25 protein-coding genes are annotated in these 25,689 nt (G+C 64.6%); 14 read left to right on the top strand and 11 right to left on the bottom strand.

What is annotated here, in order from left to right:
• Positions 1-12 precede the first annotated feature (12 nt).
• The 7 genes from EB233_RS26595 (at position 13) to EB233_RS26565 (ending at position 7,560) form a co-directional block, all read left to right on the top strand.
• Positions 13-816 carry an ABC transporter ATP-binding protein gene (locus EB233_RS26595; protein ID WP_064987849.1) on the top strand — a complete coding sequence of 268 codons (804 nt, stop codon included), beginning with the start codon at positions 13-15 and terminating at the stop codon, positions 814-816.
• A 97-nt stretch (positions 817-913) separates the two neighbouring features.
• Positions 914-2,518: a GMC family oxidoreductase gene (locus tag EB233_RS26590; RefSeq protein WP_064987850.1), complete on the top strand. Its 1,605-nt coding sequence runs from the start codon at positions 914-916 to the stop codon at positions 2,516-2,518.
• A gap of 130 nt (positions 2,519-2,648) precedes the next feature.
• Complete coding sequence (locus tag EB233_RS26585) at positions 2,649-3,923, top strand: flavin-containing monooxygenase (protein WP_064987851.1); 1,275 nt, start codon at positions 2,649-2,651, stop codon at positions 3,921-3,923.
• 44 nt (positions 3,924-3,967) lie between these two features.
• Positions 3,968-4,384, top strand: a complete 417-nt coding sequence (locus EB233_RS26580; RefSeq protein ID WP_027056024.1) for a RidA family protein — start codon at positions 3,968-3,970, stop codon at positions 4,382-4,384.
• Positions 4,385-4,388: 4 nt separating this feature from the next.
• A complete protein-coding gene (locus EB233_RS26575; RefSeq protein WP_064987852.1) occupies positions 4,389-5,063 on the top strand; it encodes a DUF1028 domain-containing protein in 675 nt (224 codons plus the stop codon).
• A 20-nt stretch (positions 5,064-5,083) separates the two neighbouring features.
• On the top strand, positions 5,084-6,574 hold the full coding sequence (locus EB233_RS26570) for an aldehyde dehydrogenase (protein WP_064987853.1): 1,491 nt from the start codon (positions 5,084-5,086) through the stop codon (positions 6,572-6,574).
• Between the two features lie 50 nt (positions 6,575-6,624).
• A complete protein-coding gene (locus tag EB233_RS26565; protein ID WP_027056021.1) occupies positions 6,625-7,560 on the top strand; it encodes a LysR substrate-binding domain-containing protein in 936 nt (311 codons plus the stop codon).
• On the opposite strand, the gene argE is transcribed toward EB233_RS26565, so the two are convergent.
• A complete protein-coding gene (gene argE, locus EB233_RS26560; RefSeq protein WP_064987854.1) occupies positions 7,561-8,727 on the bottom strand; it encodes an acetylornithine deacetylase in 1,167 nt (388 codons plus the stop codon). It lies immediately after the preceding gene.
• A 277-nt stretch (positions 8,728-9,004) separates the two neighbouring features.
• Between argE and EB233_RS26555 the strand changes: the two genes are divergently transcribed.
• Together EB233_RS26555 and fghA are read left to right on the top strand one after the other, a co-directional pair.
• On the top strand, positions 9,005-11,074 hold the full coding sequence (locus tag EB233_RS26555; RefSeq protein WP_064987855.1) for an oxidoreductase: 2,070 nt from the start codon (positions 9,005-9,007) through the stop codon (positions 11,072-11,074).
• A gap of 77 nt (positions 11,075-11,151) precedes the next feature.
• Entirely contained in the window at positions 11,152-12,024 is an 873-nt protein-coding gene (gene fghA / locus EB233_RS26550) for an S-formylglutathione hydrolase (RefSeq protein ID WP_064987856.1), read from the top strand.
• Between the two features lie 18 nt (positions 12,025-12,042).
• Here the strand turns inward: fghA and EB233_RS26545 are convergent, their stop codons facing one another.
• The 6 genes from EB233_RS26545 to EB233_RS26520 all read right to left on the bottom strand — a co-directional run bounded on the left by EB233_RS26545 (position 12,043) and on the right by EB233_RS26520 (position 18,701).
• On the bottom strand, positions 12,043-12,975 hold the full coding sequence (locus EB233_RS26545; RefSeq protein WP_081293968.1) for a nucleoside hydrolase: 933 nt from the start codon (positions 12,973-12,975) through the stop codon (positions 12,043-12,045).
• A gap of 11 nt (positions 12,976-12,986) precedes the next feature.
• Positions 12,987-14,000 (bottom strand): nucleoside hydrolase, encoded by a 1,014-nt coding sequence (locus EB233_RS26540; RefSeq protein ID WP_064987858.1) that lies wholly within the window; start codon positions 13,998-14,000, stop codon positions 12,987-12,989.
• Positions 14,001-14,010: 10 nt separating this feature from the next.
• Positions 14,011-14,997 (bottom strand): ABC transporter permease, encoded by a 987-nt coding sequence (locus EB233_RS26535; protein WP_064987859.1) that lies wholly within the window; start codon positions 14,995-14,997, stop codon positions 14,011-14,013.
• Positions 14,985-16,025, bottom strand: coding sequence for an ABC transporter permease (locus tag EB233_RS26530; RefSeq protein ID WP_027056016.1), 1,041 nt, complete (start codon positions 16,023-16,025; stop codon positions 14,985-14,987). The genes EB233_RS26535 and EB233_RS26530 overlap by 13 nt, the downstream gene beginning before the upstream one ends.
• The gene (locus EB233_RS26525) at positions 16,025-17,590 is read right to left on the bottom strand and encodes an ABC transporter ATP-binding protein (RefSeq protein ID WP_064987860.1); all 1,566 of its coding nucleotides are present in this window, start codon (positions 17,588-17,590) and stop codon (positions 16,025-16,027) included. Before EB233_RS26525 ends, EB233_RS26530 begins: the two co-directional genes overlap by 1 nt.
• Positions 17,591-17,696: 106 nt before the next feature.
• Positions 17,697-18,701, bottom strand: a complete 1,005-nt coding sequence (locus tag EB233_RS26520; protein WP_064987861.1) for a BMP family lipoprotein — start codon at positions 18,699-18,701, stop codon at positions 17,697-17,699.
• A 253-nt stretch (positions 18,702-18,954) separates the two neighbouring features.
• On the opposite strand from EB233_RS26520, the gene EB233_RS26515 reads away from it, so the two are divergent.
• On the top strand, positions 18,955-19,539 hold the full coding sequence (locus EB233_RS26515; RefSeq protein ID WP_027056014.1) for an amino acid synthesis family protein: 585 nt from the start codon (positions 18,955-18,957) through the stop codon (positions 19,537-19,539).
• On the top strand, positions 19,536-20,120 hold the full coding sequence (locus EB233_RS26510; protein WP_027056013.1) for an amino acid synthesis family protein: 585 nt from the start codon (positions 19,536-19,538) through the stop codon (positions 20,118-20,120). The genes EB233_RS26515 and EB233_RS26510 overlap by 4 nt, the downstream gene beginning before the upstream one ends.
• 37 nt (positions 20,121-20,157) lie before the next feature.
• Here the strand turns inward: EB233_RS26510 and EB233_RS26505 are convergent, their stop codons facing one another.
• From EB233_RS26505 to EB233_RS26495, 3 genes are all read right to left on the bottom strand, one after another.
• Positions 20,158-21,351 carry an amidohydrolase family protein gene (locus EB233_RS26505; protein ID WP_064987862.1) on the bottom strand — a complete coding sequence of 398 codons (1,194 nt, stop codon included), beginning with the start codon at positions 21,349-21,351 and terminating at the stop codon, positions 20,158-20,160.
• Between the two features lie 42 nt (positions 21,352-21,393).
• Positions 21,394-21,909 carry a MarR family winged helix-turn-helix transcriptional regulator gene (locus EB233_RS26500; RefSeq protein ID WP_244277576.1) on the bottom strand — a complete coding sequence of 172 codons (516 nt, stop codon included), beginning with the start codon at positions 21,907-21,909 and terminating at the stop codon, positions 21,394-21,396.
• Positions 21,910-21,988: 79 nt separating this feature from the next.
• On the bottom strand, positions 21,989-22,633 hold the full coding sequence (locus EB233_RS26495; protein ID WP_064988744.1) for a cysteine hydrolase family protein: 645 nt from the start codon (positions 22,631-22,633) through the stop codon (positions 21,989-21,991).
• Here EB233_RS26495 and EB233_RS26490 point away from each other — a divergent pair.
• Genes EB233_RS26490 through EB233_RS26480 form a run of 3 tightly spaced genes read left to right on the top strand, consistent with a single transcriptional unit; the run spans position 22,632 to position 24,526 of the window.
• The gene (locus EB233_RS26490) at positions 22,632-22,829 is read left to right on the top strand and encodes a hypothetical protein (RefSeq protein ID WP_155765280.1); all 198 of its coding nucleotides are present in this window, start codon (positions 22,632-22,634) and stop codon (positions 22,827-22,829) included. The genes EB233_RS26495 and EB233_RS26490 overlap by 2 nt on opposite strands.
• A 39-nt stretch (positions 22,830-22,868) precedes the next feature.
• Complete coding sequence (locus EB233_RS26485; RefSeq protein ID WP_064987864.1) at positions 22,869-23,723, top strand: NAD-dependent epimerase/dehydratase family protein; 855 nt, start codon at positions 22,869-22,871, stop codon at positions 23,721-23,723.
• Positions 23,720-24,526 carry an SDR family NAD(P)-dependent oxidoreductase gene (locus EB233_RS26480; protein ID WP_064987865.1) on the top strand — a complete coding sequence of 269 codons (807 nt, stop codon included), beginning with the start codon at positions 23,720-23,722 and terminating at the stop codon, positions 24,524-24,526. Before EB233_RS26485 ends, EB233_RS26480 begins: the two co-directional genes overlap by 4 nt.
• Positions 24,527-24,617: 91 nt before the next feature.
• Here the strand turns inward: EB233_RS26480 and EB233_RS26475 are convergent, their stop codons facing one another.
• Entirely contained in the window at positions 24,618-25,688 is a 1,071-nt protein-coding gene (locus tag EB233_RS26475) for a Gfo/Idh/MocA family protein (RefSeq protein ID WP_064987866.1), read from the bottom strand.
• Position 25,689 lies beyond the last annotated feature (1 nt).

Genomic DNA, 25,689 nt, shown 5'->3' with positions numbered 1-25,689 from the left:
GAGGTCGCCGACATGGACGCCATGACACTCGCGACGAAACCGAAGAGCGCCGACATCGGCATCGACAATGTGGTCCTGCGCTACGGCAAGGGCGACAACGCCGTGCTGGCGCTGAACGGCATCTCGTTCCATGTCGTGCCCAACGAGTTCTGCGTTATCGTCGGTCCATCCGGCTGCGGCAAGTCGAGCCTGCTCTATCTCATCGCCGGCCTCGAGGAGCGCACCGGCGGGATGATCTCGGTCGGCGGCAAGCCGGTTACCGAACCGGGCCCTGATCGCGGCATGGTGTTTCAGGCCTATACGCTGTTTCCCTGGCTGACGGTGGCGCAGAACGTCGAATACGGCCCGAAGCGGCAAGGCATGCCGGCGGCCGAACGCAGGGCCATCGTCGAGCATTTTCTGCAAGAGGTCGGCCTGGCGAAATTCGCCAACCATTATCCCTCGCAACTGTCGGGCGGCATGAAGCAGCGCGTGGCGATTGCGCGTGCGCTCGCCAACGATCCGCAGGTGCTGCTGATGGACGAGCCCTTCGGGGCGCTCGACAGCCAGACGCGCCACTCGATGCAGAAGCTTCTCCTGAGGATCTGGGATCATTCCAAGAAAACGGTCCTCTTCGTCACCCACGACATTGACGAGGCAATCCTGCTGGCGGACCGGGTGCTCGTCATGTCGGGCCGGCCCGGCCAGATCAAGAAGGAAATCCGCGTCGGCTTTTCGCGCCCGCGCAGCATGGACCTGGTCATGGAGCCCAACTTCATCGCCATGAAGCGGGAAATCCTCGAGCTCCTGAAGAACGGCGAAGACGACGAGCACTGATGCATGTCGCCCAAAAGTGATCTCGGTTTTGGGAAAACGACATGTATGAAACAGAGACCGTCGGCGGTCCTCGGGTGGATCACGAAACAGGCATGGCATGAGCATCCCAACCGCGGATTTCGACTATATCGTCATTGGCGCGGGCTCGGCCGGTTGTGTCCTGGCCAACAGGCTGAGCGCCAATCCCGCCCGCCGCGTCTGCCTGGTCGAGGCCGGCGGCAGCGATGACCGCACAAGGGTGCGCGTGCCGGCCGGCATTCTCTCGCTCTACGGCAATCCGAACTTCGACTATGCCTACAAGGGCGTGCCACAGCCGCAACTCGACAATCGCCGCATACCCGTCAACCGCGGCAAGCTTCTCGGCGGGTCGAGTTCGATCAATTCGATGGTCTATATCAGAGGTGCCGCGCAGGACTACGATGAGTGGGCGGCACTTGGCTGCGCGGGCTGGTCCTATGCCGACGTGCTGCCGGTCTTCAAAGCGCTCGAGCGCAACCGTCTGTCGCAAGACCCGGCCTATCACGGCTTCGAGGGCGAATTGCTGGTCGACAGTCCGCGTGATCCAAACGCCGTATCCCATCTGTGGGTGGAGGCGGGTCGGAACATCGGCCTGCCCGAAAACCGTGACTTCAACGCCGATGGCCAGCTCGGTCTCGGCATCTACAACGTCACCCAGGACAAGGGCGAGCGCTTCTCGGCCTATTCTGCCTTCGTCCGCCCGGTTCTCGGCCGCTCGAACCTCCAGGTCCTGTCGGGCGCCGAGGTGCTCGATCTGGCGGTCGAAAGCGGGCGCGTCACCGGCGTCAATGTGATCAAGGATGGGGAGAGCCAGCGGCTGGGATGCCGCGCCGAGATTGTCCTCAGCGCCGGCGCGATCGGCTCGCCGCGCATCCTCCTTGCCTCCGGCATCGGTCCGGCCGACGAACTGAAGGCGGCGGGCATGGAACCGGTAATGAATGTGCCCGGCGTCGGCAAGAACCTGCGCGACCATGTCGACGGCATGATCACCGTGCGATCGAAGAGCGCCAGCACGCTCGGCCTGTCGCTCGCCAATCTGCCGGCGATGATGGCCGCACCCTTTCAGTATTTCGTCCGGCGCAAGGGCATGCTGACGACCAACTATGTCGAGGCCGGCGGCTTCGCCAAGACCAAATATGCCGGCGATGTTCCCGATGTCCAATTCCACTTTGTTCCGGGCTACCGAAGCCATCGGGGCCGGCTCGTCGAATACGGCCACGGCTATGCCGTGCACACCTGCGTGCTGCGCCCCGGAAGCGTCGGCGAAATCACGCTCGAGCGCGACGGCACCCGCCGCAACGTGCTGATCGATCACCGCTTCTTCAGCGACGGGCAGGATGCCCTGACCCTCGTCGAGGGCATCAAGCTGGCCCGCTCGATCCTGGCTGCGCCGGTCTTTGCCGGTATTCGCGGACCGGAAATCCTGCCGGGACCCGATGTCGTCACCGACGACGAAATCCTCGCCTATCTGCGGGCCGAGGCGCTCACCGTCTATCACCCGGTCGGCACGGCCAAGATGGGCAACGACGCGATGGCGGTGGTCGATCCCGCCGGCCTCAAGGTGCGCGGCTTCGACAATCTGCGCGTAGCCGACGCCTCGATCATGCCGACCCTGATCGGTGGCAACACCAATGCGCCATCCATGATGATCGGCGAGAGGGCGGCCGCGGCTATATTGTCGTAGGCTTCAGCGTTTAGGGACAAGCTAACCACTGCCACGTGAAATCGTAATTTTCGCTAATCGGCCGCTCCAGTACACCAGCGATCTGACCTCCTCGCATCCGCAGAAACTCTTGGGGGGAAAGGACGCAGAAATGTCGGTGGAAAAAACAGACACACTTGTCGTCGGCGGTGGCCAGGCCGGGGTGGCTATGTCCGAGCACCTGAGCAAATGCGCGGTGCCGCATCTCGTTCTCGAACGTGGCCGGATCGCCGAGCGCTGGCGATCGCAAAGATGGGATTCGCTGGTTGCCAATGGCCCGGCCTGGCATGACCGTTTCCCTGGCATGGAATTTCCCGTGACCGGCCCCGACGGGTTTCCCCCCAAGGAGGAGGTTGCGGACTACTTCGCCGCCTATGCAAGGCAGATCAGCGCCCCGATCCGCTGCGGCGTCGAGGTCATGCGCGCGCAAAGAAACGTCGGTCGCCCCGGGTTCCGCGTCGAGACGTCGGATGGAGTGATCGAAGCCAACAGCATCGTCGCGGCGACCGGACCTTTCCAGGTCCCTGTCATCCCCGCCCTTGTCCCCGGAGATGCCGGCATTCCGCAGCTTCATTCCAGCGCCTACCGCAACCCCGGGCAGTTGCCAAAAGGCGCGCTGCTGGTGGTCGGGGCGGGGTCGTCAGGTGTGCAGATCGCCGATGAGCTGCAGCGCTCGGGGCGGCGCGTCTACCTCTCGGTCGGCCCGCACGACCGCCCGCCGCGGGCCTATCGCGGGCGCGATTTCTGCTGGTGGCTTGGCGTTCTCGGCAAATGGGACCTCGAGACCCCGGGGCCCGGGACGGAACATGTGACGATCGCGGTGAGCGGCGCGCGTGGCGGCGAAACGATTGATTTCCGCCGACTGGCCGCGCAGGGGCTCACCCTGGTCGGCATGACCAAAACATATCAGGACGGCATACTGACCTTCGCGCCCGATCTGGCGAGGAACATTGCCCGCGGTGACGCCAACCTGATGTCGCTGCTGGACGAGGCCGACGCCTATGTCGCGCGCAACGGTCTCGACCTCCCGGAGGAGCCCACGGCCCGCCGGATCGACCCGGATCCCGACTGCCTGATCAACCCGATCGGCGAACTCGATCTGGCCGAAGCCGGAATTGTGGCGATCATCTGGGCGACCGGCTTTGCCGTCGACTACAGCTGGTTGAAGGTCGATGCTTTTGACGAGAAGGGGCGGCCAAGGCATCAGCGAGGCGTCTCGACCGAGCCTGGACTCTATTTTCTCGGCCTGCCCTGGCAGTCGCGAAGAGGATCGAGTTTCATCTGGGGTGTCTGGCATGATGCCAAGCATGTGGCGGACCGGATTTCGACGCAGCGCAAGTATCTGGCCTACCATGCCGCCGCACGGCGCGAGACGGTGGACGCTTGATCGACGCCGACAACAGCCACTAGCCCGATCAGATGGAGACCAGGATGGCGCATACGAGAATCCGCAAATTCAATACCAAGGACACCTATCCCGAGCAGAAACTCGACAATGATCTGTGCCAGGCGGTGGTCACGCGCGGCGGCCGGACGATCTATCTGCGCGGCCAGTGTCCGCAGGATCTCGACACCGCCAAGAATATCGATAGCCACGATCCGGCCGAGCAGACGCACAAGGTGATGCAGAACATCAGGCAGCTCATCGAGGAGTGCGGCGGCACCATGGAGCATCTGGTCAAGGTGGTCGTCTACATCACCGACGTGCGCCATCGCGAGGCGGTCTACCGCACCATGGGCGAGTACATCAAAGGCGTGCATCCCGTTTCGACGGGCCTCGTCGTGCAGGCCCTGGCGCGGCCTGACTGGCTGGTCGAGATCGACGGTACCGCCGTAATTCCGGATTGATGCCATGACCTTCTCCATTGTCGCGCGATGCAGCCGCACCGGCATGTTCGGCGTCGCGGTCTCGTCTTCCTCTCCGGCGGTGGCGGCGCGCTGCGCCTATGCGCAGGCGGGCGTGGGCGCGGTCGCCAGCCAGAACGTCACCGATCCGACGCTGGGCACGAGGGGGCTTGAACTCATGGCACGCGGTGCCTCGGCGGCCGAGGCGGTCGCCGTACTGAAGCGCACCGGGGCCTGGAGCGACTACCGGCAGGTGCTGGCTGTCGATGCCGCTGGCACCAGTGCTATCCATTCCGGGCCGAAGGCGCTTGGCATATGGGCGGAAGCGTGCGCGGACAATGTCGCCTGCGGCGGCAACATGCTGGCTCATGCCGGCGTGCCGCAAGCCATGGTCGAGGCCTTCCTGGCCTCCGAGGGGTATCTAGGCGACCGACTGCTCGCAACCATGCGCGCCGCGCTGAAGGCCGGTGGCGAGGCAGGCCCCGTCCATTCCGCTGGCATGAAGCTGGTGCGCGAGGTCGCCTGGCCAGTCGCGGACCTGCGCTGCGACTGGAGCGAAGGCAACCCGATCGAGGAACTTGCGGCGCTGTGGGACCGCTACAAGCCGCAGCTCGATGCCTATGTCACCCGCGCCATCAATCCGTCCGACGCGCCGAGTTACGGCGTCCCTGGCGACGAGTAGCCGGCAGGGGGGCAACGGCATTGAGCCAACTCAGCCACAAGGACTGGATCGGCAAGGCGTCCGCGATCCGGTTTCGTGACAAGGCGTTCATCGACGGCAAGCCGGTCGCGGCGCGTTCGGGCCGAACCTTCGCCAGCATCAATCCGGCCACCGGCGAAACGCTGGCCGAGGTGGCGTCATGCGGCGAGGACGATATCGATCTGGCGGTTGCCGCGGCCAGACGCAGTTTTGAGGCCGGTGTCTGGTCGCGCACCAGCCCTGCGCACCGCAAGGAGGTGCTGCTGCGGCTGGCCCGGCTGCTACGCGAGAACCTGCAGGAGCTCGCGCTGCTCGAGTCCCTCGATATGGGCAAGCTGGTCATGGAAGCGGCGACTGTCGATGTTCCGGGTTCCGCGGCGATCTTCCAGTGGTATGGCGAGGCCATCGACAAAATCTACGACGAAGTGGCGCCGACCGGCGGGAGCGATCTGGTGCTGGTGCGGCGCGAACCGCTCGGCGTGGTCGGTGCCGTGGTGCCATGGAATTTCCCGCTCGACATGGCGACCTGGAAATGCGCGCCCGCACTGGCGGCGGGCAATTCAGTGGTGCTGAAGCCGGCGGAGCAGTCGCCTTTCTCGGCGCTCAGGCTGGCGGAACTCGCCATGGAGGCGGGACTGCCCTCCGGCGTGCTCAATGTCGTGCCTGGCCTCGGCGAGACGGCCGGCCAGGCGCTCGGCCGCCACATGGATGTCGACTGCCTTGCCTTCACCGGATCGACCTCTATCGGCAAGATGTTCCTGCAGTATTCGGGCCAGTCGAACATGAAGCAGGTCTGGCTCGAAACCGGCGGCAAAAGCCCGAACCTTGTCTTTTCCGACTGCGGCGATCTCGATGCGGCGGCCGACATGGCGGCGTTCGGCATCTTCTTCAACCAGGGCGAGGTGTGTTCGGCCAATTCGCGCCTGTTGGTGGAACGCACCATCAAGGATGCCTTCGTCGAGAAACTGGTCGAGCGCGCGGCGGCCACCCAGCCGGGCGATCCGCTCGACCCGGCTTCGAAAATGGGCGCCATGGTCGATGCTCGCCACGCCGCCAACGTCATGCGCTTCGTCGAGGCCGGCAAGAAGACCGCGCGCCTGGTTGCCGGCGGCGATCGTGTCACGGTCAACGGCCGCGGCAGCTTCATACAGCCCACCATCTTCGACAATGTCGCCCATGACGACCCGATTGCCAGGGATGAGATATTCGGGCCGGTGCTTTCGGTCATTGCCTTCGACGATGAAGAGGAGGCTATCCGCCTCGCCAATGACAGCCCGTACGGGCTGGCGGCATCGCTGTGGACCGACAGTCTGTCGCGCGCCCACCGCGTCGCCGCCCGGCTCCGCGCCGGCACGGTTTCCGTCAACACGGTCGATGCGCTGAGCCCGATGACACCGTTCGGCGGCGTCAAGCAATCCGGCTTCGGCCGCGACCTGTCGCTGCATGCGCTGGACAAGTATACCGCGCTGAAAACGACATGGATCAAGTACTGAGACGGTACGGGCGCTTGCTCGAAGTCGCCAAAACGGCAACATAGCCATCCATGCCGCTACGCTTCACGCTGAGACAACTGGAATATTTCGTCGCCGTTGGCGAAGCCGGCTCCATTACCAAGGCCGCCGAACAGGTCAATGTTTCGCCGCCTTCGATCTCGGCGTCGATCGCGCAACTGGAGGCCGAATTCGGCGTCCAGCTTTTTGTCCGCAAGCATTCGCATGGCCTGTCGCTCACGGCTGGCGGGCGCGTCTTCCTCAAGGAGGCGGCCAGGCTGCTTGCCGACGCCGATGCCTTGCACGATATCGCCGGCGACATCGCCGAGAAGGTGCGCGGGCCGCTGGCGGTCGGATGCCTGCTGACCTTCGCGCAGATCGTCATGCCGACACTGCGCATGAAGTTCGAGCGCGCCTATCCCGAGGTGCGGTTCCGCCAGTTCGAGCGCAACCAGGGCCAACTGCTCGAAATGCTGCAGCGCGGTGAAATCGACGCGGCGCTGACCTACGATCTCGAATTGTCGCAGGACACGACCTTCGAACCGCTGATGCTGGTGCCGGCCTATGTCATGCTGCCGCAGGGGCACCGCTTCGCCGGCAAGGCGTCGATCACGACGGAAGAACTGGCCGTCGAGCCGATGGTGCTGCTCGACCTGCCGTATAGCCGCGAATATTTCCTCTCCGCCTTTCATTCGCGTGGGATCAGGCCGAACATTGCCGAGCGCACCGGCGACATCGCGGTGATGCGTTCGATGGTCGCGAACGGCTTCGGCTATGGCATCGCCAACATGCGGCCGCTCAACACTTTGGCGCCCGACGGCAAGCCGCTGGTCTTCGTGCCGCTGGAGGGGGATTTGCGGCCCCTCACCATGGGGGTCGCCTTGCCCAATGCCGAGCACCGCACACAGACCGTGCAGGCCTTCATCGATCACTGCCGCCGTTTCGTCGTCGAACAGGGCGTGTTCGGCAGCGGGCGGGTCGTGGAATAGTCAGACAGTCTGGAACTGGTGGTCGGCAAGCCGCTGGAGCAAATGTTCCAGCATGTCGTCGCAGCGGCGCAGCTGTTCGGCGCTGACGAATTCGTCCGGTCTGTGCCCTTGCGCCATCGAGCCCGGTCCGCAAACGATGGTCGGCGTGCCGAGGTCGCGGCTGAACAATCCGCCTTCGGTGCCGTAGGCAACCTTGATGGTGTCGTTGGCGCCGGTCAACGATTTGACGAAGGCCACGGCCTGCGAATTCGCCGGCGTATCCAGGCCCGGATAGGTGTTGGTGATGTCGATGTCGATGGCCGCCTCCGGCGCGATCGTCGACGCGGCAGTGGCAATACGGGCCGCCTGCGCGCGCAGCCCATCGAGGATTTGATCGGGATCGTCGGCCGCGACATTGCGGATCTCGAAGTCGAGCTGGCACAGGTTCGGCACGATGTTGAGCGCCACGCCGGCATTGATCTTGCCGACATGGACGGTGGTGTAGGGAACGTCGTAGTCGCCGTCACGTGCGCCATCGCGCGCCAGCCGGTCCTGTTCCTGGCGCAGCGCGGAGACGAAATCGCAGCCGAGATGAATGGCATTGAGCGCCAGGGGGGCCAGCGCCGAATGGCCTTCCCGTCCCCTGCACAGCGCGCGCGCCGCGAGCTTGCCCTTGTGGCCGGTCGCCACTTGCATGTTGGTCGGCTCGCCGACGATGCACAGCAATGGCCGGTGCGGTGCGGCCTTCAGCATGTCGATCAAGCTGTGCACGCCGATGCAGCCGATCTCCTCGTCATAGGAAAGCGCCAGATGCAAGGGCGTTTGCAGGTTCATTTTCGCGGCCTTGACAGAGGCCGCGAGCGCGCAGGCGACGAAACCCTTCATGTCGGCCGCGCCGCGGCCGTAGAGTCTGCCGTCGCGCGCGGTCATCTCGAAGGGCGGCAGCGTCCAGTCCTGGCCGTCGATGGGGACGACATCGGTGTGGCCGGACAGCATGACGCCTGGAGTGTCGGCCGGCCCGATGGTGGCGAACAGGTTGGCCTTGTGGCCATCCGCGCTGCGGATGATCTGGCATGCAATGCCTTGTGCCGCCAGCAACTCCGTCACGTAGCCGATGAGGTCGAGGTTCGAAACGCGGCTCACCGTCGGGAATGCGATCAGCTTTTCAAGGATCTGGATACTGTCCATGCGTCTCACGTCTTATTAGCCAGGCACTATCTAGCATCGCGCGGCCACGGCGTTGAAGTCGCATTTGGCTCAGCGGGGATTCACCGGAGGCTAACCCGGCCGGCTTGGAGATTAGGGCGGTCCTAATCGGCACAGAAGAAATCTGTAATTTTCCGGCGCTGGCGGCAACTTATGAGTAGGTTCACGGCATCTGCCACCGGGCGGACCGGCTTGGGCCAAGGTTTTGAAACCATCGCCGCGCATGCCGCGATGCGACGCTGGCAGGAAGGAATCTTATATGCGCGACCCACGCTACGACATTCTGTTCGAACCCGTGAAAATCGGTCCGGTGACCGCCAAGAACCGCTTCTACCAGGTGCCGCACTGCAATGGCGGCGGCTATCGCGATCCGTCCGCCGCCGCCGAGATGCGGCGCATCAAGTCGGAAGGTGGCTGGGGCGTCATCTTCACCGAACAGACCGAGATGCACCACACCTCGGAGATCACCCCCTTCATCGAGCTCAGGCTGTGGGACGATGCCGACATTCCGGCGCTCGCCAGGATGGCCAAGGCCATGCACCAGCATGGCGCGCTGGCCGGCATCCAGCTCGCCTATTCCGGTATTAATGGTCCGAACCTCTACACCAAGGAAGTGCCGCGCGGACCGTCGGCCTTGCCGATTCGCACCTTCACCAACGATCCGGTTCAGGCCCGCGCCATGGACAAGCAAGATATACGCGACCTCAGGCGCTGGCACCGCAATGCCTTCAAACGCGCCAAGCTGGCGGGTTTCGACCTGGTCTGTCTCTATGGCGCGCATGGGTTCGGTATCATTCAGCATTTCCTGTCGACCGCCACCAACCAGCGCAACGACGAATATGGCGGCTCGCTGGAAAACCGTTCGCGGCTGATGCGCGAGCTGATCGAGGAGGGCAGGGATGCGATCGGCGACACCTGTGGCCTGACGCTCAGGCTATCGCTGGACGAGATGATCGGCGATCTCGGCTTCGCCAATTCCGAAGTGCGTGACATGATCGAGATGCATGCCGACCTGCCCGACCTCTGGGACCTGGCCCATGGTGCCTGGGAGGATTGTTCGGGGCCGTCGCGGTTCAAGGAGGAGGCGGCGCAGGAGAGCCTGGTGTCGGGTATCAAGACGCTGACCTCGAAGCCGGTTGTCGGCGTCGGCCGCTTCACCTCGCCGGATGTCATGGTCAGGATGATCAAGTCCGGCACGCTCGATTTCATCGGCTGCGCGCGTCCATCGATCGCCGATCCCTTCCTGCCGAAGAAGGTGGAGGAAGGGAGGATCGAGGATATCCGCGAGTGCATCGGCTGCAACATCTGCATCACCGGCGACATGACCATGTCGATCTCGCGTTGCACGCAGAACCCGACCTTCATGGAGGAGTGGCGCAAGGGCTGGCATCCCGAACGCATGCAGGCTAAGGGCGACAGCGATAGCGTGCTGATCGTCGGCGCCGGCCCGGCCGGGCTGGAGGCCGCCCGCGCGCTTGGCCTTCGCGGCTATCAGGCGGCCATCGCCGAGGCCGGCACCGAACTCGGCGGCCGCGTCGCGCGCGAGTGCCGTCTGCCGGGGCTGTCTGCCTGGGGCCGCGTGCGCGACTATCGCCAGTACCAGCTCAGTCAGATGCCCAATGTCGATATCTATTTCGAAAGCCGGCTGTCGGCGCAGAATATCCTGGCCTTCGGCTTTCAGAACATCGCGCTCGCTACCGGCTCGTATTGGCGCCGCGACGGCGTGGCGCGCGCCCATGTCGTGCCGATGCCGATAGATCCGGCCATGCCGGTCTACACCCCGGACGATCTGATGGCCGGCAGCGTGCCGACCGGCAACATCGTGCTGTTCGACGACGACCACTACTACATGGGTGGCGTCCTGGCCGAGCTGATGGCGCGCAACGGCGCCAAGGTGACGCTGGTGACGCCGTCCGCCTATGTGTCGGACTGGACCCGCAACACGCTGGAGCAGGGCGCCATCCACCGCCGTCTGGCCGGGCTCGGCGTCGAGATCGTGCTGAACCGGACTGTGACGCGCATCGTGCCGGGCGGCGTTGCCACCGCCTGCGCCTACACCGGCGCCGAACGCGACATCGCCGCCGACGCCGTGGTGCTGGTGACCTCGCGCCAACAGGACGACGCGGTGTGGCGCGACCTGAAAGCGCGGCGCGACGAATGGGCCGACAATGGCATTCGCTCGATCAAGGTCATCGGCGACGCCGAGGCGCCAGGCCCGATCGCCTGGGCGACCTATGCCGGCCATCGCTTCGCGCGGGAACTGGACGAACACGATATCGGCGATGCGCTGCCGTTCCGGCGGGAAGTGACGGCCCTGGCGGCAGAATAGGCGGGGGTTGCGCCTGGCAACCATGGTCCGTAGACAGGCGGCCTTGAAGCACGTTTGCCGATGGCGGAGAAGAAACTATGTCGGACCGGATGAAGACCATCTCCTCTGCCAAGTCACATGGCGGCGTGCAGGGCGTTTATTCGCACGCTTCGGATACCTGCTCCTGCGACATGACTTTTGCCGTCTTCGTGCCGCCACAGGCGCGTGAAAAACCTTGCCCGGTCGTCTGGTATCTTTCCGGCCTCACCTGCACGCATGCCAATGTCATGGACAAGGGCGAGTACAGGCGGATGGCCGCGGAGCTTGGCCTGATCGTCGTCTGTCCCGACACCAGCCCGCGCGGCGCCGATGTTCCCGACGAGAAGGACAATTGGCAGTTCGGTTGCGGCGCCGGCTTTTACGTCGACGCCACGCAAGCGCCCTACGCCACGAACTACCGCATGTATTCCTACGTCACCGAGGAATTGCCGGCGTTGATAGCGCGGGAGTTTCCGGCCGATATGACGCGCCAGGCGATCTTTGGCCACTCGATGGGCGGGCATGGCGCGCTGACGATCGCACTCAAAAATCCCGAACGGTTCAAAAGCTGCTCGGCCTTCGCGCCGATCGTGCAACCAAGCACCGCCGGCTGGTCGCGGCCGGCTTTAGAAAAATACCTTGGCGCGGACGAGGGATCATGGCGGGGCTACGATGCCACCTTGCTCATCGAGGACGGCCACCGCTTCTCCGAGCTTTTCGTCGATCAAGGCACGTCGGACGGTTTTCTCAAGGATGGGCTGAGGCCCTGGCTTCTGGAAGCCGGCTGCGCCAAGGCCGGCATCCCGCTGACCCTGCGCATGCAGGACGGCTACGACCACTCGTATTTCTTCATTTCGACGTTCATGGACGACCATCTGAGATGGCATGCCCACAGATTGTCCGACCCGACGGTCGGCACCGGGCCACGCTGAACCAAAAACCGAGCGGGTCTAATCCCGCAGCAGGTCGAACATCAGCTTGAAGAAACGGTCGGCATCGACCTCATGGGCGATACGCGCATTGTCCTTCTCGCCGCGCTCGCTCCAGAAATCGGCAACCGTCGCGCCGAAAGCATAGGTGCCGGACAGGTCGACGCCGATATGGGCCGGGCGCGTACGCACCAGTGTCGGATCGATGGCCAGCGCCAGTGCCAAAGGATCATGCATGGCGCCGCCGACGCCCATCGAGTTGCGGTGCAGCTTCTCGTAGAACAGCAGCCAGTCGTTGACGAGCTTGCCGAGCGGCGTGTCGATGGTCGCCAGTTCGGCATATTGCGGCGCCTCGATGAGCACCTGCATGGTGACATCGAGCCCGACCATCAGGATCGGTACGCCGCTGTCCAGCACGATCTTCAGCGCCTCCGGGTCGCAGAAGGCGTTGAACTCCGTCGGCGTGATGATCTCGCTCTTGCGGTAGAACACGCCGCCCATCCAGATCAATTCCTTGATCTTGGGCAGCACGTCGCGATGCTTGAGGATCATGAGGCCGATATTGGACAACGGGCCGGTGGCGACGACCAGGATCGGTTCGGGCGCGGCGCGCAGCTTATCGGCCAGGAAATCGACGGCGTGCTGGTCGACCGGTTTGATCGTGGCCTGCGGCAGATAGGGCGAGCCTTCGAGGCCGCTCGGGCCATCGGCGGTGCCAAGCACCAGCGGCCGCGCCAGCGGGCGGTGGCAGCCTTGAGCGACGGGCACGTCGCCGGCGCCGATATACTCCAGGATGCGCAGCGCATTGGCCGTCGTCTTTTCGACCTCGGCATTGCCGCAGGTCGTGGTGACGCCGATGAGTTCGATGGCGGGCGAGCGATGCGCCATGACCAGCGCGATGGCGTCGTCGTGGCCGGGGTCGCAGTCGAACAGGATGGGAGTTGCAATGGTCATTTTATCGGTCCTCACGCCGCTTGTTCGTAGCGCGCGATGGTTTGCTTGAAGATGTTCAGGAAGCGGCGGCCGTCGAGATCGGTGCAGATGCGCGTGGTTTTCGGTCCGCCGCCGGGCAGCAGCTGCCGGCCGCGATGGGCAACCGTCTGTCCGCGTGCGAGGCGCCCGTCCAGCACGACATCGACGAAGAGCGGCTCGGTCATCGTGGCAAGGGCCGGGTCGAAAGCCAGCGCCACGGTGATCACGTCGTCCATCGGGAATCCGACCAGGTCGAAGAACTCGCGCCAGATGTCGATATAGATCGGAAAGGAGTCGGCGATCATGTCGAAGACGGCGTTCTTTCGGGCAACGGCCTGCATGTCGGCGATGTCGTCGCGCGTCAGCATCGAGGCAGCGACCCGGTTGTCCTCGCAGATATCGAGCGGCACCAGGATCTTCTCGACATCGGCGTTGAGCACGATGCGCGACGCCTCCGGATCGGCCCAGATATTGTACTCCGACAGCGGCGTGATGTTGCCCGGCGTCTGGAAGTTGCCGCCCAGCACCAAGAGCCGCTTGAGCGCGACCGTCAGGCGCGGCTCTTGCAGCAGCGCCATCGCGGCATTGGTCAGCGGCCCTGTCGTCACCAACGTGATCTCACCCGGATTGGCCATGACCGTCTCGATGATGAAGTCGACCGCATGTCCGGGCGTTGCCGGGCGGACGGGAGGCGGCGCCGGCGGGTTGAATTTCTTGAGCCGGTCGCCGAAGCGGGCGACGAGCCGCTTCTCGAAATGCACCGGCGCTTCCATGTCGGCCTTGGCATTGCCGACGATCGGCCGCCATGCGCCGGCGTGAACTGGGATATCGTCGCGCCCGGCAAGCGTCAGCGTGTTGAGGACGACATTGGTGACCTGTTCGATCGGCCCGGCTGCACCGGTCACTGTGGTGACGCCTTCGAGCCTCACATTCGGGTTCGCCGCGGCAAACAGCACGGCCAGAATGTCGTCGCCGGCAGAATCCACGTCGAGGATTATGCGTTCCATGAGAGTTCCTTCATTGCGGATTTTTGTCGACTTGGGCGCTGTTCCTGTCCGCCGAAAGCAGTTTCTGCATCGACGCCAGCGTCTCCTTGATGATTTTTGGCCGCGCCCGGTAGGACAGCGCGAACAATGCCGTCAACGCGACGACGTAGGGCACGGTAAGCACCAGATAGGACGGGAAGCCAAAGGTCTGCAGGCGCAGCGAGAAGGCATCGGCGAAACCGAACAGCAGGCAGCCGGCCAGCACCTTCAGCGGATCGCCGTTTGAGAAGATCAGAATTGCCACCGCCATGAAGCCGCGGCCCGAGGACATGTTTTCGGTGAACATGGTGATGTAGCCGAGCGACAGATGCGCGCCGGCCAATCCCGCCAGCAATCCGCACAGCAGCGAGGCGATGTAGCGGACGCGGGTGATCGAGATGCCGAGTGCTTCGGCGGCTTCGGGCTTTTCGCCGACGACGCGGATATAGAGCCCGAGCCGGGTGCGGTTGTAGAACAGCACCAGCAACGGCACGGCGAGGAACGCGACGTAGACGATCGGCGTGAAGCCGGAGATCAGCGGCGCCCACGAGCCGAGCAGCGCCTGGGCGCCTGGTACCTGCACCTTGGGCAGGCCGACAATGCCGTGGCCGACGATCGATCCGCGCGTGCCGAAAATCGCTTTCATCAGCGAAATTGTCATGCCGCCGGCAAGGATGTTGAGCGCCAGCCCGACGACGACCTCATTGGCCCGGAACGTCACCACCAGCACGGCAAAGGCAAGCGCGAAGGCGAGGGCGGCGGCGACCCCGCAAGCGACGCCCGCGAACGCCGAACCTGTCCAGATCGAGCCGATGACGGCGAAGAAGGCGCCGGCCAGCATCTGCCCTTCGAGGCCGATGTTGAAGATGCCGGCCTTGGTCGTGAACGACCCGCCGAGCGCCACCAGCAGGATCGGTGCGGTGGTGCGCAGCGTCGCCGCGATCAGCGCGACGTTGATCAGCTTGTCTAGAATTTCCATCGCCGCTCCCCCGCCTGGCTGTCGCCACGGCGTTTGATCAGAACCTGCGCCGAAACGCTGAGGATGATCAGCGCCTGGATCACGGTGATGATTTCGCGCGACGCTGTGGTGTCGACCTCGAGCAGCAGCGACCCGCTGCGCAGCGCGCCGAAGAAAAGCGCCGTGACGATGGTGGCGACCGGCGAGCCGTTGGCGAGCAGGGCGGCGATCAGCCCGTCGAAGCCGAAACCGGGAGCAAAGCCTTCCATGAAACGGTGATGCACGCCAAGCGTCTCGACTCCGCCGGCAAGGCCTCCGACGGCGCCCGAAAGCAAGAGCACGACAAAGCCCTGCCGTTTGACGTTGACGCCGCCATATTCGGCGAATTTCGGCGCCGATCCGACCATGGTCACGCCGTAGCCCCAACTGGTGTAGCGGAAGATCAGCGCGGCGCCGACCGCTAGCACGAGGCCGATGAACAGCCCCCAGTTCAGCCGCGAGAACGAAAAGATCTCGGGCAGGTAGGCTGTCGCCAGGATCGGCGGCGTCTCCGACCAGCCGCCGGGCCGCTTGAACAGGAAGATGGTGAAATAGGAGGTGAGCAACACGGCGATGTAGTTCGACAGGATGGTCGAGACCACTTCGTTGGTGTTGTAGCGGGCGCGGAAATAGGCCGGGATGGCGACCCAGGCCGCGCCCGCGACGACCGCAAGGGCAAGTGCGGCCAGCGTATGGATGCCCGCTGGCAGTGAAAAGCTGAAGCCGACCCAGGCGGCGGCAAACCCGCCGAGGAACAGCTGGCCCTCGATGCCGACATTGAACATGCCGCCGCGCAGGCCGATGCAGGCCGCGACGCCGCAGATCAGGATCGGCGTCGTCTGCAGCAAGGTGCCGGCAATCTTTTCCTGGTCGCCAAAGGCGCCGCGCAGCAGCGTCATCAAGACATGGACCGGGCTTTCGCCGACCAGGAGGATGATGATGGCCCCCATCAGCAGGGCTACGCCCACGGCGATGATCTGGCCGGAAATGGCGCGGAGGCGGTCAGTCATCACGCGGGCTCCAACTGCGGCATCACGCCCGCCATCATCATGCCGATCCTGTCCTCGTCGGCATCGTCGCCGGCGACTTCGCCCATGATCCGTCCGTTGAACATCACCAGGATGCGGTCGGCGAGCGCCGCCAGTTCGTCAAGCTGCACGGAAATCAGCAGGATCGCACGGCCGGCAGCGCGCTGGCGCATGATCTCGTCATGGATGGCCTCCTGGGCACCGATGTCGACACCGCGCGTCGGCTGGTCGATCAGCAGGAAGTCGGCGCCATTGGTGAATTCGCGCGCCAGCACGACCTTCTGGATGTTGCCGCCGGAAAGGCGCTTGACCGCATCGTCCGCTCCCTGCGCGCGGATGTCGAAGCCCTTGATCAGCGCTCCGGCATTCCCGGCAATCGCTTTCCAGTCGAGCATGCCGTTGCGGCTCCACGGCGCGCGGTGCTGGCGGCCCATCAGCGTGTTTGCCGCGATCGACGCATTGCGATCGACCCCGCGCACCATGCGGTCGCCCGGAACATGGGCAAGGCCGGCCTCGCGGATCGCGGCGGGGGAGAGTGTGGTGAGGTCCTGGCCTTTCAGCCAGGCTTCGCCATGGCTTGCCGGGCGCAGGCCCGACAGCACTTCCGCCAACTCCGTCTGCCCATTGCCGGCGACGCCCGCAATTCCCACCACCTCGCCGGAGCGGACGGCAAAACTGGCGCCACGAACAGCCGGCAGCCGGCGATCGTCGCGCGCCCAGAGATCCTTGACGTCCAGCACGATGTCGCCGCCAAGCGCCGCGCGCGGCCGCCGGTCGAAACTGACCTCGCGGCCGACCATCATGCGCACCAGCTCGTCCTTGCTGAGTTCCGATGTCGGGCGGGTCGCCACCTTGCGGCCGTTGCGCAGCACCGTCACCGTGTCGGACACCTCCATCACCTCTTCCAGATGATGTGAGATGAATATCACGGTCATGCCCTCGGCGACGAAACTGCGCAGCGTCTGGAACAGTTCGCGGCTTTCCTGCGGCGTCAGCACCGCCGTCGGCTCATCGAGGATGATGGTGCGGGCGCCGCGCACCAACACTTTCAGGATTTCGATGCGCTGCTCGATGCCGACCGAGAGCAGCCCGACGCGCTCGGTCGGATCGACATGCAGCCCGAAGCGCTTCGACAAATCCTGCGTGCGCGCGATCTGCGCGGCATGGTCGATCAGCCCATGACGGCGGATTTCCATGCCGAGAAAGACATTGTCGGCGACCGAGAGGGAAGGCACCAGCTTGAAATGCTGGTGCACCATGCCGAGCCCCGCCTTGATGGCGGCCGCCGGATCGGCGACCACCGTCGCTTCGCCATTCAGCCGGATCGACCCTTCGTCGGGCTGCAACAGGCCGAACAGGATGTTCATCAGCGTCGTCTTGCCGGCGCCGTTCTCGCCGATGATGGCGTGTATTTCGCCCCGGCGCACGGCAAGGTCGATACCGTCATTGGCAACGAAGGCGCCAAAACGTTTTGTGATGCCTGTCAACTCGACGGCCATTGCGGCTGTGCTGTGGAGGGTCGGGGACCCCGGCGCGTTCGACACCATGCTCTCGCGGATTGAGGGGGCTCTCGCAGATTGGACACTGACCCGCCGCGGTTTGCCGCGGCGGATCAGTGTAGCGCTTTCTTGGGAGGGATGCGCTGTTGCTGGCCTATTTCGCCTTGGCGATCACGATCTTGCCGTCGAGGATGCCCTTCTTGATGTCGTCCAGCTTGGCTGTCACGTCGGCCGGGATCTTCGGCGCGATGTCGTCGCAGACCTTGAACTCGACACCGCCCGACTTGAGGTCGAAGGTGCGCGTGCCGGCGGTGACCTTGTTGCCCCCGACCTCGTCCTTGATCAGCGTGTAGACGGCGATGTCACCGCGCTTCAGCATGCTGCCGAGCACATTTCCGGGAGCGGTGCCGCACATGTCGATATCGACGCCGATCGAGTATTTGTCGGCGGCGGCACTTGCCTGCATGACACCTTCTCCGGTCGGGCCGGCGACGTTGTAGACGATATCGGAGCCTTGGCCGTACAGCGCCTGGGCGAGCTCGCTGCCCTTGGCCGGGTCATCGAACGTGCCGGCGAAGACGGAGTTCACCTTCACGTCGGGCGCGGCGTATTTGGCGCCTTGTTCGTAGCCGCCAAGGAAGTTGCGGATGACCGGGATGTCGCGGCCGCCGACGAAGCCGATTGCCTTGCCGTCGCCGATCTTGGGAAATTCGCTGCCCTTGGCCTCGATCATGCTGGCCAGCGCGCCGGCGACGAAGGAACCTTGTTCCTCGGCGAAATTGGCATAGATCATCTTGGGATTGTCGAGCACACCATCGATGAAGACGAAGCGCTGGTCGGGATATTCCTTGCTGACCTTCTGCAGCGAATCCACCAGTTCCCAGCCCATCACGAAGATGAGGTCGTACTGTTTGCCCTTGGCGAGATTTTCGAACTGCTCCTGGTAGTCCAGGGCGCGGTTGCCGGTGTCGACCAACTTGAGGTCGATGCCGAAATCGGTCTTGGCCTTGTTGAGGCCGTTGACGATCGAAACGCCAAAGCCCTGTGCAAAATAGCCCGAGATGGCGGCGACCGAAACCTTGGTCTGTGCGGCGGCCGATCCCAACGAAACGGCCAGCATCGTACCGGCCAGACATAAACTTTTGAGCGCCCTTGTCATGTTATTCCCCTTCAGCTTTTTTCAGCTTTTGAAGCCACGCCTTGACCATCCCCACATGTCGCCGGAACGTCGGCGAGTTCGTTGATGGTCATATGAGTTTAGGAGCGGCCCGACAGGCTGTCAATCGTCCTCCCATGCAGTTTTCCAGGCCCGTCATCGGCATCCTCCGCCTCTGCGCTTGACAAATATCGGCGATCCATAATTGTTGATACTCTAACGGATTTCGCGAGCGACGGGACGAAGGATACGCGCAATGCCAGCAGTGGTGGTCAGGAAATTTCTGGTCCAGGTCGAAGAGATTTTCCATGAGGGCGGTCCGCCTGCGGCACGCCCGCCAAAGCGCGGGGCGATCGTCGCCGTCATCGCCAACCCTTTTGCCGGACGCTACGTCGAGGAGATCACCGGCTTCATGGAGGATCTGAAGCCGCTCGGCCTCGAAATGGCGCGGCGCCTGATCGATGCCATGGGGGATGGCGTGGCCGCTGTCGAAGGCTATGGCAAGGGCGCCATCGTCGGTGCCGCCGGCGAGCTCGAGCATGGCGCACTGTGGCACAATCCCGGCGGTTACGCGATGCGCGAACTTCTCGGCAACGCCAGGGCCATTGTGCCCTCGACCAAGAAGGTTGGCGGCCCCGGAACGCGCATCGACATTCCGATCACGCACATCAACGCCTCCTATGTGCGCAGCCATTTCGACGCGATCGAGATCGGCGTCGGCGATGCGCCGCGGGGCGACGAGATGGCGGTCATCCTGGCGATGACCACCGGTGCGCGCGTTCATGCACGGGTCGGCGGCCTGGCTGCCGCCGACATCAAGGGCGAGGACGGATTGCGATGAGCACGGAAATCCGCCGCATCATCACCATCGTCGAGGAAACCCGGATGGAGGGCGGCCGCCCGGTCGACCCGCCGACGCGGCGTGCCGCGGCGATCGCGGTGATCCGCAACCCTTATGCCGGCACGTTCGTCGAGGACCTGTCGGCATTGAGCGATATCGGCGAAGCGCTGGGCGACATCTTGCCGAAGCGGGCCGTCGCTGCGCTTGGCATTGCCGGCGATCAGGTCGAGAGCTTCGGCAAGGCAGCCGCCGTCGGCGCCGATGGCGAGCTTGAACATGCCGCCGCCATCCTGCATCCGAAGCTCGGCGCGCCGTTCCGCGATGTGCTGGGCAAGGGTGCGGCGCTCATTCCGTCCTCGAAGAAGCGCGGCGGCCTCGGCGTGCCGCTCGACATTCCGCTCGGCCACAAGGACGCGGCGCGGGTGCGCAGCCATTTCGACGGCATGGAGGTTCGTGTCCCCGATGCCCCGCGTGCCGACGAGATCGTCGTCGCCATCGCCGTCACCGATTCCGGCCGGCCTCACCCGCGCGTCGGCGGGCTGACCAAGGACAAGATCGTCGGCAAGGACGGCGTCGGTTGATGCATTCGCCGGCGGCTGCCGCCAGCTGCCTTGATCTCTACGCCGCCTTGACTTCCGGCACCCGCATCGCCGGCGGCGTGTTGCGGCTTCGGCCGGTCCGCACCTCGCCGTCGATGACGACCATGCCGATGCCCGGCAGATTGCCGAGCGCCACGCTGTCGAGCAGCCCGTCACCGGCGCCGCCGATCGCCTGATCGATGAAGATCAGGTCGGCGGCACGGCCAACTTCGATGATGCCGCGGTCAGCCAGCCCACGCACGCGCGCCGTGTTGCCGCTGGCGAGACAGAACGCCACTTCCGGCGCGATGCCGCCCAGCGAAGCCAGCATGGTCAGGGTCCGCAGGATGCCGAGCGGCTGAACGCCGGATCCGGCCGGGCTGTCGGTGCCGAGGATGACGCGAGAAAGTTCGCCGCGCTGCCTGGCCAGGTCGAGCACGAACAGGCCGGTGCGCAGATTGCCGTTGTGAACGATTTCGAGCGCGCGCGAGCCGCTTTCGCAGATCCGCCGGATTTCGGCCTCGGGCAGCGCCGTCGGTCCGCCATTGACGTGGGCGACGATGTCGGCGTCGACCTCCAGCACGACATCGGCGCCGATGCGGCCGGAGCCGGGCAGGGAAGGGCCGCCGGTATGGGTCATCGAGGTCATGCCGTATTTTCGGGCCCAGGCGATCATCTGCCGGCCGGTCGGACCATCCTTGACACCGCCAAGCCCGACCTCGCCGACAAGCGTCACGCCAGCTTCGGCGAGGTACCGGAAATCTTCCTCGACCAGGCCGTGTTCCAGGATGGGGGCGCCGGCCAGGATCTTCATGCCGTTGGGGCGGAAGTTGGAAAAGGTCCGCTGCGCCGCGATCGCCAGCGCCTTCAGCCCGATCAGGTCGCGCGGGCGGCCAGGCGTGTGGACCTCTCCCGCCGAAATGATTGAAGTGACGCCGCCATGCACCGTGGAATCCATCCAGCCGATCTGGTTTTGCCGCGGCGTCCAGTCGCCGGCCACCGGATGAACATGGTTGTCGATAAGCCCCGGCGCCACCGCGCAGCCCATCGCATCGATGATCGTCGTCGCATTGCCGCTGTCGATGGCGCCGGCCTTGCCAATGCCTGATATGCGCCCGTCGGCAACGACAATGGTGTCGGCATCGAGGATCGGCTGGCCGAGGTCACCGCTCAGCAGCAGGCCGATATTGCGGACGACGAGCGAGTTGGCAGACGACTTGGGGTCGGACGACATCGGATCTCACTTCTACTGGTATGGGAAAGGTCTGGACGCGACTTACTTGCCGCCGTCGCCATTCGATGGATCGTCGTCATTGATGCGCTTGAGCAGGCGAAGCAGCGTTGCCTGCTCGGCGGGTGAAAGCGGCGACAGGAAACGGCGTCCGACCTCGACGCTGCGTGCGAGCCGCTCGAGCGTGTATTCGGTCCCTTTCTCGGTCAGCGCGATCATCGACAGGCGCTGGTCGGTGTCGGAAGCGCTGCGCGTGATCAGATCGTGTTTGAGCAATTTGCGCATGACGATGCTGATCGTCGATGGGTCCATCGCCGTCAGCCGGCCGAGATGGTTCTGCGAGACCTCGCCATGTTTGAGGATGGTGGCAAGGGCCGCGAACTGGGTCGGCGAAAGGTCTTCGCCGGCCATGACCTGCTGGAAACGCAGCGTCGCGCGCTGATGCGCCTTGCGGATGACGTGGGCCGGGTGCTCGTCCAAAGCGTAGCCGGTCTCGGCGTATCGCTCCAGCACCTGCTCGCGAGTCAGGGGTTCCACCTTGCCGCTTTGCCGCTTCGGCATCGCGCTTTTCTCGGATCTTTTTTCGGTCGTCAAACCGGACTCCTGTTGCCTGTCTCGGATGCCGCTGGCTCTGGATCGTTCAAGCCGCGACTTCGGTCGGTTGCAGCGACGTCCCATCGCGCAGCGCCGCGACGACATCAGCCGAATCGCTGACCACGCCGAAATGCGTCGCTATATCGTAGAGCGAGCTTTCCTGCTCGCGCGGTCCCGTCGCCGCGCAGCAGTCGCTCGGTACCACCACTTCATAGCCCTGGAAGAAGGCGTCGTGGACGGTCGATCGCACGCAGATGTTGGTGACCACGCCGAAGATGACCAGTTGGTCGATCTGCATGTCCTTGAGCGTCAAATCGAGGTCGGTCTGAAAGAAGGCCGAGTAGCGCCGCTTGATGACATGGATCTCGTCGTCGCGGGCGCCGAGATCCTCGATGATTTCCGGTCCCCAGCTGCCCTCCACGCAATGCGGTGTGCGCTTGACCCATTCGCGCTCGCGGCGCATGCCCGGCCTGTGCGCGTCGTGAACCCAGATCACCGGCACGCCGCTCGCGCGCGCCGCCACGATGACGGCCAGTTGCGGGCCGACCAGCGTCTCGTATCCGGGCAGGACCATCGCCCCGCCCGGTTTGCAGAACTCGTTCACCATGTCGATGACGATAATGGCCGCGCGTTGCGGATCAAGGTGCACCGCGTCGTCGTGCCGATGTGAGGAAAAAACATCCACGGCCATGGCGGACTCCTTTGGTCGATCGTTGATGCTCATACAAAAAACCCTGGCGGATGCCAAGTCAATCCCGTTCGACGCAAAGCTCTGGCCACCAGCCTTGCGTACGCCGCTCGCACGAGCGTATGCGCTATTTGTCCAGCGCGAAATGGCCTTAACAAGGAATGGCAACCATGTGCTCGATTTGTATGACCATCAATGATATTCAAGCCGCAGAGCTTGCCGTGCCGAGGGCCATGATATGAGGACGATCGTCACCGGTGCCAGTGGCCTGCTAGGCCGCCATGTGGCGGAGGCCTTGCTTGCCGCCGGCCATGATGTGCTGGGCATCGATACCGTGGCGCCGCTAGGGGGTGCATGGCCGCACGCCACCGCCGACCTGGCGGATCTGGGATCGACCCTGCAGCTGGTGCGCGATTGCGATGCCGTCGTGCATGTCGCGGCGATTCCGCGCCCGACCGGGCGGGCCGGCGGCGAGGTGTTCAGGACCAATGTCGCCACCGCCTACAATGTCGTCGAGGCCGCCGCCATGGCCGGCATCAAGCGCTTCGTTTATGCCTCGTCCTTCAGCGTCTTCGGCTACCCGTTCTTCGAGAAGACTGTCGTTCCGCCCTATCTGCCGGTCGACATGAACCACCCAGTCGGCGCGCAGGATCCGTACGGCCTGTCCAAATGGCTGGGCGAGGAAATCGTCGACGCGGCGGTGCGCCGCGGCGCCTTTTCGGCGGTCAGCATCCGCATGCCATGGATCCAGACCCCGCAAACCTTCTTTGCCGGCGTCGGTCCGCGCCGCGCCACCGCCGACAGTGCCCGCGACCTATGGGCCTATCTCGACGCGCGCGATGCCGGGCAAGGTTTCCTGCGGGCGCTCGAATGGCGAGGCGAGGGCCATCTGCGCGTCCTGCTCAGCGCCGCCGACACTTTCATGGAGGAGGAGACCGAAGCGCTCATGCGTCGGGTCTATCCAGGCGTCGCCCTGTCGCGGCCGATCGCCGGTTTCGGCTCCGTGCTCGATACGGCCCATGCGCGCGAAACCATCGGCTTCGCGCCGGAGCATTCATGGCGTGCCTATCAAAAACCGGAGACCGAGGGATGAAAAGGTTCGACCAGAAGAGGGTCCTTGTCACCGGTGGCGCCGGCGCCATTGGCGGTGCCGCCGTCCGGCGTTTCCTCGACGAAGGTGCCAAGGTGGCGATCGTCGACCGCGATGGCGTGGCCGCGCGGGAATTGGCTCGCTCGCTCGGCGAGGACGCCATCGCCATTGAAGCCGACGTCACCGACGAAGGCCAGGTGCGAGGCGCCGTCGAAGGGGCGCTCGCGAAGCTCGGCGGGCTCGATGTGGTGTTCAACAATGCCGGCATTTCGGGTGCGGTCGCCCCGGTTCATGAATTGCCGGTCGCGGACTGGGACACCATAATCCGCATCAATCTGCGCGGCATCTTCCTCGTCCTGCAGGCGTCGCTTCAAGCGATGATCAAGGCCGGGGCCGGTGGCTCGATCGTCAATATGGGATCGTCCATGGCCGGTTGGGACGTGCTTGCCGGCGGCGCCGGCTATGTCGCGTCGAAGCATGGCGTGGTCGGGCTGACGCGGGTCGCCGCACTCGATGCCGCGCCTTACGGCATCCGCGTCAACGCCATCTGTCCGGGCGTGATCGAGACGACGCTCGGCGTACCAGCTTCCGGCGACGGCGATTTCAAGAGCAGCGTCCAGCACTTCGCCGACCGGATCCCGTTGCGCCGCATCGGCCAGCCGGACGAGGTCGCGGCCGCCGTGGCTTTCCTCGCCTCCGACGAGGCGAGGCACGTGACCGGCGTCGATTGGCTGATCGACGGCGGCCAGACCTTGCAGAGCTGGGCCAACGCGCCGGCCGGCAACGCGTTTCCGAAATTTCGCTAGAGCAATTCCAGGAAAAGTGTGGAACGGTTTTCCGTCTGGAATTGCGTCAAACAAAAAAACTAGACCTTGATCTCACGTCCTGGCTTGCGCCTCAAAGTCGCTTCGGCGGCATCGCCTGGATGATCCTGACCGCAAGGTCGAGATCGGCGAGCCCGCCCGAAAGCGGCGTGCGCGGTTTTGCTCCGGCCAGGATGCAGTCGGCGAAATGCTGCCATTCGCGGCGGAACGAGGTGTCGGGGATGCCCGGTATGACGCGCTCGGAGGCGGCTTCGCCCGCCGCCTCGCGCAGGCGCACGATTGCCGAGGCATTGCGGAAATAGGGGTTCTGGAATTCGATCCGCACCTCGTCGCGCTCGCCATGCACGTGGATCCACTCGTCCCACCATTCATACTGGGCGAGCGCCATGTCGAAGAGGCAAGGAACGCCGCCATAGTCGAGCACGGCCAGCAACTGGTTGGGACCGGTCTGCTGCGCATGGACGACGCGGTCCGGCGTGCCGAAGGCGCCGCGCATGACCGCAAGGTCATGGCTGCTGAGACCGAGCAGCAAGAGATAGAGGTCGCGATAGCCGGCATGATCGGCGCCGAGTGCCGCCTCGACGCGCCCGGTGACCGCCTCGCGTCCCGCCTTAAGCATCTCGGCCGGTACGTCGGCGATGCGGGTCTGCGTGTAGAGTTTGCCGTAACGGTCGAAGCGGCCGGCGAAATCATGGACATGGATCGACTTCGGCCGGCCGATGGCGGCAATGCGTTCCAGTCCGGTCTGGTAACCCGGATCGTAGAACTTCATGTAGCCGACCAGGGCGACGAGGCCGCTCCGCTCCGCCTGCTCGACCAGCGGCCGCGCCTCTTCAGGCGTAAACGCCAGCGGCTTCTCGACGATCAGGTGCTTGCCGGCGCGGATCGTGTCGGCGACCATCTCGCCATGATCGTAGGTGCAGATCACCACCGCATCGACGTCAGGATCGGCGAGCAGCGCGCGATGATCCGTATAGCGGGCCGTGACACTGTATTGCTCGCCGACCGCGTCGACGGTGCCAGGCGAGATGTCGCACAGGGCGGCGATGCGAAACGCCGGCAATTCCATGAGATACGGCAAATGCATCAGCTGGGCGATCTCGCCGCAGCCGATGACGCCAACGCCAATAATGCGATCCTGCATG

Origin of the sequence: Mesorhizobium erdmanii (assembly GCF_013170725.1) — a bacterium.
GTDB classification, from domain to species: Bacteria; Pseudomonadota; Alphaproteobacteria; order Rhizobiales; family Rhizobiaceae; genus Mesorhizobium; species Mesorhizobium erdmanii.
This window is presented reverse-complemented; position numbering and strand designations above follow the sequence as displayed.